This window comes from Haloparvum alkalitolerans, from assembly GCF_055381565.1.
On sequence record NZ_AP043937.1, the window covers coordinates 25230 to 37403 of the forward strand.

10 protein-coding genes are annotated in these 12174 nt (G+C 68.9%); 4 read left to right on the plus strand and 6 right to left on the minus strand.

The window, feature by feature from the left end; all coding sequences use genetic code 11:
• Positions 1 to 74 precede the first annotated feature (74 nt).
• The gene (locus ACZ432_RS01175) at positions 75 to 2126 is read left to right on the plus strand and encodes a TRAP transporter permease (protein WP_426963904.1); all 2052 of its coding nucleotides are present in this window, start codon (positions 75 to 77) and stop codon (positions 2124 to 2126) included.
• A gap of 100 nt (positions 2127 to 2226) precedes the next feature.
• On the plus strand, positions 2227 to 2637 hold the full coding sequence (locus tag ACZ432_RS01180) for a RidA family protein (RefSeq protein WP_426963903.1): 411 nt from the start codon (positions 2227 to 2229) through the stop codon (positions 2635 to 2637).
• A gap of 26 nt (positions 2638 to 2663) precedes the next feature.
• Here the strand turns inward: ACZ432_RS01180 and ACZ432_RS01185 are convergent, their stop codons facing one another.
• On the minus strand, positions 2664 to 2861 hold the full coding sequence (locus ACZ432_RS01185) for a hypothetical protein (RefSeq protein ID WP_058366531.1): 198 nt from the start codon (positions 2859 to 2861) through the stop codon (positions 2664 to 2666).
• Between the two features lie 213 nt (positions 2862 to 3074).
• Here ACZ432_RS01185 and ACZ432_RS01190 point away from each other — a divergent pair, with 213 nt between their 5' ends.
• Positions 3075 to 4247 carry an MFS transporter gene (locus tag ACZ432_RS01190; RefSeq protein ID WP_426963901.1) on the plus strand — a complete coding sequence of 391 codons (1173 nt, stop codon included), beginning with the start codon at positions 3075 to 3077 and terminating at the stop codon, positions 4245 to 4247.
• Between the two features lie 99 nt (positions 4248 to 4346).
• On the opposite strand, the gene glmU is transcribed toward ACZ432_RS01190, so the two are convergent.
• On the minus strand, positions 4347 to 5534 hold the full coding sequence (glmU, locus tag ACZ432_RS01195) for a bifunctional sugar-1-phosphate nucleotidylyltransferase/acetyltransferase (RefSeq protein WP_426963900.1): 1188 nt from the start codon (positions 5532 to 5534) through the stop codon (positions 4347 to 4349).
• Positions 5535 to 6352: 818 nt separating this feature from the next.
• On the opposite strand from glmU, the gene ACZ432_RS01200 reads away from it, so the two are divergent.
• A complete protein-coding gene (locus ACZ432_RS01200; protein ID WP_426963899.1) occupies positions 6353 to 7378 on the plus strand; it encodes an NAD-dependent epimerase/dehydratase family protein in 1026 nt (341 codons plus the stop codon).
• Between the two features lie 39 nt (positions 7379 to 7417).
• Here the strand turns inward: ACZ432_RS01200 and ACZ432_RS01205 are convergent, their stop codons facing one another.
• From ACZ432_RS01205 to ACZ432_RS01220, 4 genes are all read right to left on the minus strand, one after another.
• Positions 7418 to 8155: a sugar phosphate isomerase/epimerase family protein gene (locus ACZ432_RS01205; RefSeq protein WP_426963898.1), complete on the minus strand. Its 738-nt coding sequence runs from the start codon at positions 8153 to 8155 to the stop codon at positions 7418 to 7420.
• A 658-nt stretch (positions 8156 to 8813) separates the two neighbouring features.
• Positions 8814 to 10763, minus strand: coding sequence for an archaea-specific SMC-related protein (locus ACZ432_RS01210; RefSeq protein WP_426963347.1), 1950 nt, complete (start codon positions 10761 to 10763; stop codon positions 8814 to 8816).
• Between the two features lie 77 nt (positions 10764 to 10840).
• Positions 10841 to 11452, minus strand: coding sequence for a rod-determining factor RdfA (gene rdfA, locus ACZ432_RS01215; RefSeq protein WP_426963346.1), 612 nt, complete (start codon positions 11450 to 11452; stop codon positions 10841 to 10843).
• A gap of 87 nt (positions 11453 to 11539) precedes the next feature.
• The gene (locus tag ACZ432_RS01220; protein ID WP_426963345.1) at positions 11540 to 11968 is read right to left on the minus strand and encodes a DUF1810 domain-containing protein; all 429 of its coding nucleotides are present in this window, start codon (positions 11966 to 11968) and stop codon (positions 11540 to 11542) included.
• Between the last annotated feature and the right edge of the window lie 206 nt (positions 11969 to 12174).

Sequence of the window (12174 nt, forward strand, 5' to 3'; positions counted from 1 at the left end):
CGATCCCCCGCTTTGATAACCCCTCACGTAGTTCGTTCCCCCGACGTGGCCCGAGCGGACACACATCACGACACATGACTGAGACAGCAGACACACAGACCGAACAAAGCCCCGCCGCACGCCGCCGGATGATCAAGTACGGCGTGTTGATCGTGCTCGGGGTGCTCATCGCCGGGTATCACCTCAGCTACGTACGGACGTTCTTCGTCGAGCAGAACCAACACCGCCTGATCCACGTCGGGACGATGACCCTCGGGGCCGCGGTCGTCGCCTTCGACGTGGATCCGCAGACGACAAAACAGCGCATCGGGAACTACATCGGCCTATTGGAAGGGTTCGTCGGCGTCGGCGCGACGCTCTACCTCGTGCTCGGCTACGAGCGGATGGTGTACGAACAGCTCGGCGTGTACACCACCACCGACATGCTCGCCGGCCTGCTGATGATGGTCGTCGTTCTCGACGTGACGCGGCGCGTCTACGGCCCCATCCTCTCCGTGGTCGGCGTCGGCGGCCTCGCGTACGCCTACTGGGGACCCTACTTCCCGGGCATCCTCAACCACAACGGCGTCAGCATCAACCGGCTGATCCAGGGCCTGACGATCGAATACGGAAGCGGGCTCTACGGCGTCATCACCGGCGTCTCGGCGACGTACATCATCATCTTCATGATCTTCGCCGGAATGCTGGAGGCGTACGGCGCGCTCGACTACTTCCTCCAGTTGGGGACGATCGTCGGCCGGCGTATCAGGTCCGGGCTCGCGCAGATGACCGTCGTCGCCAGCCTCGGCATGGGGTCGATCAACGGGAGCGCGGCCGCCAACGCGGCGACGACCGGCGCGTTCACCATTCCCCTCCTGAAGCGGCACGGGCTGGACGAGGACACGGCCGGCGCCTTCGAGTCGGTCGCATCGAGCGGCGGACAGATCATGCCGCCGATCATGGGCGCGGCCGCGTTCGTCATGGCGCAGATCACGGGCAACAGCTACCTCTACATCATCGTGGTCGGGGCGCTGCCGGCCCTCCTGTTCTACTTCTCCGTCGCGGTCGGGGTTCACCTGACGACGATGAAGGAGGGGATCGAGGAGGTCGACCCGACCCAGCTCGAACTCGAGTCGGTGAGCCTCCAGCGCGAGGAGGCGGTCGCGCAGCTGTTCGGCCGGTCGACCGACTCCATCTCCTTCGATAACCTCACGGTGCGGAACCTCGTCGTCGAGGGGATCTCGCTGTGGGTCCCGGTCGGAGTGCTGCTGTACACGATGATCATCCTCACTTGGGACCCGCTGTACGCCGGGTTCTGGGCCGTCGCCTCCTCGATCCCGGCGGCGTTCATCCAGAGCGTCGGCCTCCGTGACGACTACGACCTGAAGGACTTCGGGGTCGACACGCTCGACGGCTTCGGCCGCGGGCTCGAGAACGCGGCCCCGATCGGCGTCGCCATCGGCGTGATGAACATCTTCGTCGGCGTCCTGAACCTGACCGGCTTCACGCAGGTGTTCGCGAACAGCCTGCTGTCGCTGTCCGGCGGCGTCACCGTCGTCCTCCTCATGCTGACGATGGTCGCCGCGCTGCTGTTCGGACTGGGGATGCCCACCGTCGCGGCGTACATCACCGCGGTGCTGCTGATCGCGCCCGCGCTCGCCGAGGCGGGGATCCCGCTGCTGGCGGCGCACTTCTTCGTGTTCTACTTCGCGATCCTGTCCGCGATCACGCCGCCGGTGGCCATCGCGTGTCTCGTCACCTCGCGGATCAGCGGGGGGAGCTTCTGGGAGACCGCGCGCCGCTCGCTGATCCTCGCGGCGCCGCTTTTCGTCCTCCCGTACGTGTTCGTCCTCAACGACAGCCTCCTGTTCTGGGAGTTCCCGACGACGGCGACCACGTTCCTCGTCGTGCTCGTCGGGTTCGTGGCGATGGCCGTGGCGCTGGTCAACCACCTCGAAGGGTCCGTCCCGCTGCCCGTGCGGGCGGCGCTGCTCGCGCTCGCTGCGGTGCTGCTGTTCGCGCCGCTCGTGCCCGCCGCGGGCGTGCTCCGCCTGATCGCGAGCGTGCTCGTCATCGGGCTCGTCGCCTGGCAGGGGAAGTACCTCCCCGAATCGGTGCAGGCGAAGCTCCCGGGCGCGGCGCGGTGAGGAACCGCGCGGCGGTCCGCCGCTAAGCGGCCCGGCGGCGCACCGGCACCACGGCGCACCGGGCGCTCACCTTTATCCCCCGCGTGCCGAAGGGACACGCATGCGTACCGCGATCGATACCGACGACGCGCCCCGGAGCGACTCCCCGATCTCACAGGCCGTCCGGGCCGGCGACACCGTATACGTCTCCGGGCAGGTCCCGCGAACGGCCGACGGCGACATCGTGAACGGCGACCTCGGCGTCCAGACCGAGCGGACGCTCGATAACCTCGAGGCGGTGCTCGCGGCCGCGGGGCTGACGCTCGCGGACGTGGTGAAAGTGACCGTGTTCCTGACCGACCTGTCCGACTTCGACGCGTTCAACGACGCGTACCGTCGCCGCTTTGCCGCGCCGATGCCCGCCCGGAGCGCCGTCGCGGTGGCGGATCTCGCGGTCGACGCCGACGTGGAGATCGAGGCGGTCGCGGTCGAGCCGGACCGGGCCGCGGGGAGGTCGGACGGTCCGAACTGACGACGGCGCGGGCGCGTGAGCGCCTCTCAGCGCCAGGGCTCGGGCGCGACGCCGAGTCGGAGAACGAGCGGCCGGTAGAGGAAGGCGATCACGACGACGACGGCGAGTTCGGCCCAGAACCCGATCGGGCCGGCGAGGGCGTTGATAACCGCGAGGCTGCCGGCCAGCAGCAGGAACAGCGCCACGTAGTGCGGCACGACCGCCAGCAGGTGATCCGTATCCATGCCCGGCAGTAGTACCCGAACGGGCGTGAACGTTTCCCAAGACGAGGGACACCGCCCCCCGGGCCGGGCGGGACCGCCCCCGAGACGCGGCCGACTCGACCGAAAGCGAATCGCGCGAACCGCGTCCGAATTCGGGCGACTGCGTCGTCCCGTGCACGGATCTCGGGGACCCACAGGCTCATTTACCGCGGCCGCGAACCGGTCGCTTATCGAATGGGCTGGCACTACCGACACACCGTGCTCGCGGCGTGCATGCTGGCGTTCTTCGTGACCTTCTTCGCGCGGCTCGCGATCAGCCCGGTCATCCCGTTCATCCGCGCGGACTTCGCGGTCACGAACGCGAGCGTCGGTCTCGCCCTGACCGGCATGTGGATGGCCTACGGGCTCGCCCAGTTCCCGAGCGGGATCCTCGCCGACCGGTTCGGGGAGCGGCGGGTGATCCTCGTCGCCGTCGGCGGAACGGCCGCGACGAGCCTCCTCCTGGCCGTCGTACCGGTGTTCGCCGCCTTCGTGCTCTGTGCGGTCGCGCTCGGCGCCGTCGCCGGCCTCCACTACAGCGTCGCGACGACGCTGCTCTCCCGGACGTTCGAGGACATGGGTCGCGCGGTCGGGATCCACTCGCTCGGGGCGCCACTCGCGGGGCTGCTCGCACCCGTCACCGCCGCGTGGGTCGGGACGCGATACGGCTGGCGGCCGGCGGTCGCGCTCGCCGCGCTCGTCGGGCTGCCGGTCTTCGTCCTGTTCGCCCGGCGGGTCCGGCCGACCGAGCCACGGCGGCCCGACCAGCCCGTGCGCGACCGGCTGGAGCTCGGACCGCTGGCGCGCGTCGTCTCGCGGCCCCCAATCGCGTTCACGCTGCTCATCGCCACGTGCGGGACGTTCGTGGCGCAGGGGCTGCTCTCGTTCCTGCCCACCTTCCTCGTGGAGTTCCGGGACGTGACGCCCGCCTTCGCGGGAGCGGTGTTCTCCGCGTTCTTCGTCGTCCGTGCTGTCGGCCAGATCGCGCTCGGGGAGCTCTCGGACGCGTTCGGGCGGGACCTCGCGCTCGGCGTGTCGATGGTCGCCGGGGCGGCCGGCGTCGCCCTCCTCGTCGCCGGTCCCCCGACTGCCGCGGTCACGGTCGCCGTGGTCCTGGCCGGGGTCGGCTCGAGCTTCTTCTCCGCGCTCGACCCGCGGTTCATGGACAACCTCTCCGAGGCGGAGCGCGGGGCCGGCTTCGGCCTGGTCCGAACGGTGTACACGATGCTCGGATCGACCGGCTCCGCGACGGTCGGCCTGCTCGCGGACCTGTTCGGGTGGTCGGTGTCGTTCGGCGTCATGGCGGCGCTGTTCGCGGTGACGGCGGTCGCCATCGGCGCGAACACGCTGTTCCGGCTCGGCTACTGAGGCGAGCCTCCGGAGTCGACGGGCGCGTCTCCCGCTGCTCCCAGGGGCACCGAGCGCACGTACCCGGGCCGACGCCCCGGGCGCACGATTCCGACCGGGCTACCGGTCCCGCGTCACCGTCTCGCCCGGGGACGTCCTCGCCCCCGAGGAGAGGGTGACGCCGGCGTTGAGCGCGCTGTTGATCCCGGTCTTGGCCCCGTCGCCGGTGACGACGCCGAACTTCCGGCGCCCGGTGGAGACGCGCTCGCCCTTGACCGTCAGGCGTACGTTCCCTCCGTCGTGTCTGAGGTTGGCGACGTTCGTCCCCGCGCCGAAGTTCGTCTCGCGCCCGAGCACGCTGTCGCCGAGGTACGAGAGGTGGCCGAGGCTCGCCCCGCTCATCAGCACGCTGTTTTTCACCTCGACGGCGTGACCCACTTTTGCCCCCTCGCCGACGTAGGTCGCCCCCCTGACGTACGCGTTCGGTCCCACGGTCGCGTCCGCGTCGACGTAGGCGGGGCCCTCGATCACGACGCCGGGCTTCACGGTGGCGCCCGCCTCGACGACGACGGTCCCCGAGAGGTGCGCGTCCTCGCTCACCGCACCGTCGATCCGGCCCTCGAGCGCCGCGAGCTTCCACTCGCTGGCGGCCAGCAGTTCCCACGGTCGACCCACGTCGAGCCACCGCTCGAAGGGGACGGCCTCGACGGTCGCCGCCTCGCAGCAGCGCTGGAGCACGTCGGTCAACTCGGCCTCGCCGCGTTCGCTCTCGGGGACGTCGAGCCAGTCCCGCGCGACCGCCGGAAAGACGTACGCGCCGGCGTTGATCAGGTCCGACGGCGGGTCGTCGGGCTTCTCGACGACGCCCTCGACGGCCCCCTCACCGTCCAGTTCCAGTACGCCGTACGAAGAGGGGTCGTCGACCCGGAACGAGCCGACCGCCGGCCCCGCGTCGTACAGCGCGGCGAGCGACGCCTCGTCGTAGAGCGCGTCGCCGTTGAGCACCGCGAACGGGGCGTCCGAGAGGTGTGGCGCCGCCGCACGGACCGCGTCCGCGGTCCCGCGCTGTTCGGTCTGTTCGGCGAAGGTCACCGGAACGCCCGGGTCGTGGCTCCCGAAGTAGTCACGGACCGCGGCCGCCTCGTAGCCGACGACCAGCACGATCTCGCTCGCACCGGCCGCGACGGCGGTCTCGACCGTGTGCGCGACGAGGGGCTTGCCGGCGACCGGGAGCATCGGCTTCGGGAGCGCGTCCGTGAGCGGACGCATCCGCGTTCCCTGTCCGGCCGCGAGCACGACGGTTTGCATATCCGGGCATCCGTCCGCGCCGGCAAAGAGGTTGCGACGGCGACCGCTCGCCGGCGGGCGAGCGGAACGGACCGAACCGCGGTCGTGGTCGGCTACGCCACCGGCCTCACGGTCCACGAAGCGTACACCTCGCGAACGGTTCGCGAAGTGGACAGATCTGACACTTTTTCGACCTTTTAAACATTGTAGAATTTTCACAAACTTAGAAATGTCTACAGTAGGAGAACCAGACAGAAGTCATAAATAGTAGGATATTTCCACGGTAGTAGCCGAGGGTAAAGTAGTATCAACGAATGTAAAGGCGAATTTTAGAATTTTAAATATAGTCAGTTATATTGAATTTTGAAATGTTCGGAAATCGTTCATCCAGACGAACGCGGGATCGCGTCGAAAGCGGTCGCGAACCTCGCGGGGTGCCACGCCGAGTTCATCACCGGTAGTGAACGCCGGCGCGGGAACACGACGAACAGCGGGAAACGGCGCACCCGACGGACATCGTGTACCCCGTTCGAGCATCGGAAACACGGTGAGAAGTCCAGACCGTTCCAAATTTATGCAAATTGTAGAAATTGTGAATATCCCACGATCGGGAGACACCGTGGACAGTCCCGAGTTTGCAGACTGCGTGAGTCGCGAGAACCCGGAGAGGGAGCCGCGATGAAAATACGCGACAAACGCAGAATTTCTGGAGTTGGTGAAGTGTCTTGAAATTGTGGAAACATCGAACCGCTCGAACAGTTCGGTCGCGGATCGAGCAGAGCCAGCACGTACGACGGCTCTAGCGTCGCATTTACGGCGCCCCACCACGACCGGAGCGCATGGACGTACTCCTCGTCGGCGGCACGGGACTCATAAGCACGGGCGTCACGCGCGGGCTCGCGGCGGTCGGCCACGACGTGACCTGTCTGACTCGCGGCGAGACGAGCGCGGACCTCCCGAGCGGCGTCGAGTTCCGCCGCGGCGACAGGAACGACCCCGCGGTGCTCGACCGGGCGGCGCGCGAGGTGTCCCCCGACTGCGTGATAGACATGGTCTGTTTCGACCCGGAGACGGCCCGGGACGCGGTCGCGGCGTTCGGCGGCGTCGCCGACCAGTACGTGTTCTGCTCGACGGTCGACGCCTACCATCGTCCGCTCGACCGCATGCCGGTCACCGAGGCGGAGGCCGTCCGCGAGTCGGACCGCGAGGGCGAGCCCGTGAGCGCGTACGGGGCGAACAAGGCGGCCGCCGAGGACGTCTTCCTCGACGCGCACGGCGACGCCTTCGCGACCACGATCGTCCGACCGTGGAGCACCTACGGCGAGGGCGGTCCGGTCCTGCACACGCTCGGTACGGGGAGCTACTACGTCGACCGGATCCGCGAGGGGAAGCCAGTCATCGTCCACGGCGACGGCACCTCGGTCTGGGGGCCGTGTCACCGCGACGACGTGGCCGGCGCGTTCGTCGGCGCGGTCGGCAACCCCGACGCGCACGGCGAGGCCTACCACGTCACCAGCGAGGAGTGCATGACGTGGAACGAGTACCACCGCACGGTGGCCCGCGCGCTCGACGCGCCGGACCCGGACCTCGTTCACGTCCCGACCGACGTGCTCCGCGAGGCGTTCCCCGAGCGGACGGACATGCTCCGCGACCACTTCCGGTTCAGCACCGTCTTCGACAACGCGAAGGCGAAACGCGACCTGGGCTTCAGCTACGAGGTCGGCTTCGAGGAGGGCGTCCGGCGGACGGTCGCGGACATGGACGCCCGCGGCGCCGTCGAACCGTGGAACGCCGAGAACGACGACGCGTTCGTCGCAGCGTGGCGCGAGGGGACCGCCGAGGTCGTCGCGAACTGGTTGAACTGAAGCGGAGACGCGAACGAGACCGAACCGAGCGTCCGCCCGCTACCGCAGGCGGTCGAGCGTCGCCGCGCCGTGAGTCAGCGACGCTGCGGCGTCGCTCGGATCGTCGTTCTCGTAGACGAACCATTCGGCGCCGGCCTCGCGAGCGGCAGCGGCGCACGCGTCGAGGTCGATGGCGCCCTCGCCGAGTTCGACCGGCGTACCCGACGCGGCGTCGGCGTCCGAAAAGTGGACGTGCGTGATCCGGTCGGCGTGGCGCTCGAGGTACGCGGCGGGGTCGACGCCGCCGACGGCGGCCCACCCGAGGTCGAGTTCCAGCCCCACGCGGTCGTCGGTGCGCGCGAGGAGTTCCTCCAGCGCGGGCCGGCCGTCGAGATCGGCAAACTCCTGGTCGTGGTTGTGGTAGGCGAGCGCGAAGCCGTCGGCGGCGAGGTCGGACGCGACGGCGTTCAGCCGCTCGGCGGCGTCGGCGACCGCGGCCCCGCTCTCGAAGTGTTCGGGGTCGAGCCACGGGACGACCAGCGTCTCGACGCCGAGCGTCCGGTATCGCGCGGTCGTCTCGTCGTACGACTCCTCCAGCGCCGCAAGCCCGACGTGTGCCACCGCCGGCGAGAGGTCGTTGCGGGTCAGCGCGTCGGCGACCGTTCCCGGGTCGGCCTCGCCGACGCGGTGGGCGAACTCCACGCCCTCGAAGGACGTGCCTCCGACGCGGTCGAGCAGTGCGGGGAGCGGTTCGTCGATGTCGCGAAGGGTGTAGAGCTGGACCGCAGTGCGCGCCATACGCGAACGGCAGCACGGAGCCGCAATAAATCCCTCCGCACTGGATCGGCCGGTCAGCCCGACGCGACCGGTGCGTTCCCGCGTGAACACCGATACTGGGTCTACTACGTGCGTTGTTCCATTTTTCTGTCAGAAGATGATGTTTCTGTGTCTGTTGCGGGTCCTGCTGATCGGGACAGTAACACCCAGAAAGCCCCAGCCGGCTCGACCGCGCCGGGCCTCGCTGCGCTCCTCGCTCTCCGCTTGGCGAGACAACCCGCGTCTCGCGAGCCTCCAGCGTGCAGTAGCGCGCTGGAGACACCGCCCGCTGCGGTGCTTGCGTCGTCCGGGCGGGATCGAGCCGACTGCCCCTTTCAGCCCCACCCCGCCCCGCAACCGCACCGCAGGCCTCGCACCTCCCCAGCCTCGGCGGTGGCGCGGCCGCGAAACCGCACCGCAATGCGGCCGCGCCGCCGCCTCCCTCGCGCGGTCGCGGCGACACAGGGTCGCCGCGGCGCGCGCCGACAACACAGCACCGCAACCGCACCGCTCCGCGACCGCACAGCACCGCCGCGAGTTTCAGAAAAACAAAACTTCTGAATCGGTCTGTAACACTCAGTATCGGTATAGAGCATCAGCGAGTCGGAAAGCGAAGAGGACCCGACGAACGCCGTCTCGCTCAGATCGACTCGATCGTGGTGTGGTCGCCGGTGATCGCGGCCGCGTCCTCGGGCAGCAGCGCGGCGACGAGGTAGTCGGCGTACTCGCGGAGGTAGTCGACGACGGCCGCGATGCGGTCGGAGTCGATCGCCTCCAGCGAGTCGAGCAGGATGAACGGCACCGTCTCGTGGACGTCGTGAACGAGGTAGCCCGCGAGCGCGAACACGAGGCCCGTCACCTCGCGCTCGGACTCGGAGAGGTGGTCGACCGTGTCCCGGTAGGCACTCCCGTCGGGGCCCGAGCGCACGACGTGGAGGTCGAAGCGCGTCTTCTCGACCTTGCGGCGGCCCTCGCGGACCTCGGTCTCGCGGCGCTCGATCCAGATGCGGTCGATGTTGTCGTAGTCGAGGATCTCCAGGACGGACGCCATGTGGTCGTTGAACGCCTCGACAGCGTCCGCCTCGATGCGGTCGACGCGCGTCCGGAGGTCGGTGAGCTCCTCGGCCACCCCCTCGCGGCGCTCTCGGAGCTCCTCGCGCTCGTCGAGGTCGGCCTTCGTCTCCGCGATCTCCGCCTCGATCTCCGCCAGATCCGACTCCAGCCGGTCGATCTCGATCTCCAGTTCGTTGGCCTCGCGGTGGCGCTCGATCACCTCGTCGTACTCGCCCGCGCCCACGTCCTCGGTGGCCGCCTCGAGTTCCGCGACGCGCTCCTCGGTCTCCTCGCGTTCCGTCTCGAGCGACTCGATGCGTTCCTCCACCTCCTCGATCTCGGACTCGATCCCCTGCAGGCGGCGCTCGGCGCGCTGGCGCTCGTTCCGGCGCTGACGGAGCGAGGAGCGCTTCTCCGAGAGCTCGTCGATCTCGTCGCGGAGCCCGTTGCGCTCCTCCAGTTTCGAGGCCCGGAGGTCCCGGAGCTGGTCGAGCGTCCCCTCGATCCGGTCGGTGTCGACCTCCGACCCGCACGTCCAGCAGACGGTTCGGTCGTCGCCGAGCAGTTCGTCGGTGAGCGCGCCGGCGTCGGAGTCCCCCGTACCGTCCCCCTCGAGCTCCACGTCCAGCCCGTCGCCCTCCAGCATCTCCTCGTTGAAGCTGATGACGCTCCCGAGCTCGTTCAGCGTCTCGTCGAGCGCGCGCTTGCGCCGGCGGAGCTCCTCGATCCGGCCGTCGATGCGCTCGGGGTCCTCGTCGGGCTCGTCGGTGTCCTCGAGCGTCGCCTCCAGCTCCTCGCGCTCCGCGCGGAGCTCCGAGAGCGTCGATTCCTCGGCCTCGATCTCGAACTCCACGTCCTCCAGTTCGGAGCGCGCCTCGCGGACCTTCGCGAACGCCTCCTCCAGCTCCTCCTTTCGCGACCGGCTCTCCTCGAGGTCCGTATCGAGGTCGTCGATGGCCGCCTGGGCGGCCTCGAGGTCCTCGCGGGCGGCCTCGAGGTCCGTCTCCACGTCGGCCTTCTCCGACTCCAGCTCCGGGAGCGTCGACTCCAGTCGGTCGAGGTCCGCGATCCGCTGGTCGAGGTCGTCCTTCTCGCGTTCCAGCTCGCGGATCTCCGCCTCGATGCGGTCGGTGTCGACCGGCCGCATGATGATCTCGCGGAGGTCGTCCCCCCGTGCGACCGCCTGTCGGGCCTCGTTGTCCTCGAGCAGGAACGCGAACAGGTCCGCGATCTCGGGGTCGTCGAGGAACGGGTCGCCGCCGAAGGCGACCTCCCCGCCGCGTCGCGTCAGCGTCCGCGTGTACGTCTCGTCGCCGACGGACAGTTCCACCTCGCCCTCCTCCGCGTCGCCCTTGAGGGAGGGACGCGTGCTGCCGAGCCCCGCCATCAGCGCCTGGAGGAACGACGTGCGGTTGGTGGCGTTGCGACCGCTGAGTACCGTGACTCCAGGGGGGATCGTTACCTCGGTCTCGTCGATCCCGCCGACGTTGCGGGCGCGAACACGGACCTCTTCCTCGGTACGGGCCATCGAACTCATTGCACGCTCGTACCGTTGGAAGGGGTATAACTTTTGTGACGGGAGTCGGTCCCGCGGGATCGCCGCCAACGCTCCGCTCAGTCGGCGGCGCAGTCGCAGCCGCCCTCCCGAAGCAGGTCCCCGACCGGGTAATCGGTCCCGCAGTCGGGACAGACCGCGCGCACGTCGACGAGCAGTTCGTAGTCGTGGTCGGTCAGCTCCCCGGCGTCGACGAGGTTCGCGACCGTGGACTCGGCCACGGCCGCGGTCCGGCCCTGGAGCCGCTCCAGCGTGTCGATCTTGCGGTCGACGCGGTCGGCCGAGCGGTCCGGCAGCTCCGCCTCCCGGTAGTCGGTGAGGTACGTGTGGACCGCCTGATGGGTGACGAAGTCGTCGAGCACGGCGTCGACGTCGACGCCGTCGCGCTCGAGTTCGCGACGCTTGCGCATCAGGTCGGCACGCGCGGTGTCGTCGTCGGTCAGCGTGGCGTACGCGCTCGCGACGTCGCTCTCGACGGCCGACCGACCGGCCTCGCGCATCGCGGCCGAAAGCACCGCGCGGTTGAACTGGTCCGCGAGGTCCCGGAGGCTCGTCCGCTCGCCGTCCGCGCCCGTCCACTCCGCCTCCAACCGTTCACCCATCCCGTCGAGGTCGTACGTCTCGATGACGCGCGCGACCTTGCTGTTCGGCCGAGAATCGGTATCGGTCATACGGTGACGCACGTCCTCCACCGTTACAAAGATAGCGGTGTAACGTGGTTGCGGTAGTAACGTGGTCTCGATACCGCACCCGCCGGACTACTCGAGAAAGCGTAATGTCTCTCGATCTGGTTCGTCGTAGTACGTCTCCAGCGCCGTTCGGAACGGGTCGGGGTCGTCCGCGACCGCGTCGAACAGCGTCATCGAGGAGCGGAACTTCAGGTCGTCGGGGGACCCGAACACCTCGGTCGCCGTGCGACCGTCGAGCGCGTTCACGAGGGCCGTGCACTCGCGAAGCCGCGGTCCGAGAACCGGGTACGCCAGGTAGGCCTCCGCCTCGGCCCGCGATCCGATCGCGTAGCGCCGGGCCATGCGGCTGCTGCCGAGCCCCGCGACCTGCGGGAAGACGAACCACATCCAGTGGGTCCGCTTCCGGCCCGACCGGAGCTCCGTCTTCACCTGGTCTATCACGGGATTCTGTGCCTCGACGAACCGCTGCAGGTCGTGGGGGTCCTCCGAACGAGTCATTCGTCCAGGTCGCGACCTACGTGCGAGCCGCACCTAAACGGTCGGGTCTGGAAACCGAGAGTGTGCGACGGCGCGGCGCCCGAACACGCCGTGGCGCGACTACACCGCCCCGGGGACGATAAATGGGAATTCTGAAACGTGGACGGACACATAACCGAGCGAAAATGTCGACCGATAGCGAGAGCGGCCGAACGTGAACCACACGG

Excerpts from the sequence above, each read along its gene's own strand:
- ACZ432_RS01210 (WP_426963347.1), bottom strand. The coding sequence starts at position 10,763 with ATGAGTTCGATGGCCCGTACCGAGGAAGAGGTCCGTGTTCGCGCCCGC.
- ACZ432_RS01180 (WP_426963903.1), top strand. The coding sequence starts at position 2,227 with ATGCGTACCGCGATCGATACCGACGACGCGCCCCGGAGCGACTCCCCG.
- ACZ432_RS01185 (WP_058366531.1), bottom strand. The coding sequence starts at position 2,861 with ATGGATACGGATCACCTGCTGGCGGTCGTGCCGCACTACGTGGCGCTG.
- rdfA (WP_426963346.1), bottom strand. The coding sequence starts at position 11,452 with ATGACCGATACCGATTCTCGGCCGAACAGCAAGGTCGCGCGCGTCATC.
- ACZ432_RS01205 (WP_426963898.1), bottom strand. The coding sequence starts at position 8,155 with ATGGCGCGCACTGCGGTCCAGCTCTACACCCTTCGCGACATCGACGAA.
- ACZ432_RS01200 (WP_426963899.1), top strand. The coding sequence starts at position 6,353 with ATGGACGTACTCCTCGTCGGCGGCACGGGACTCATAAGCACGGGCGTC.
- ACZ432_RS01175 (WP_426963904.1), top strand. The coding sequence starts at position 75 with ATGACTGAGACAGCAGACACACAGACCGAACAAAGCCCCGCCGCACGC.
- ACZ432_RS01220 (WP_426963345.1), bottom strand. The coding sequence starts at position 11,968 with ATGACTCGTTCGGAGGACCCCCACGACCTGCAGCGGTTCGTCGAGGCA.
- glmU (WP_426963900.1), bottom strand. The coding sequence starts at position 5,534 with ATGCAAACCGTCGTGCTCGCGGCCGGACAGGGAACGCGGATGCGTCCG.
- ACZ432_RS01190 (WP_426963901.1), top strand. The coding sequence starts at position 3,075 with ATGGGCTGGCACTACCGACACACCGTGCTCGCGGCGTGCATGCTGGCG.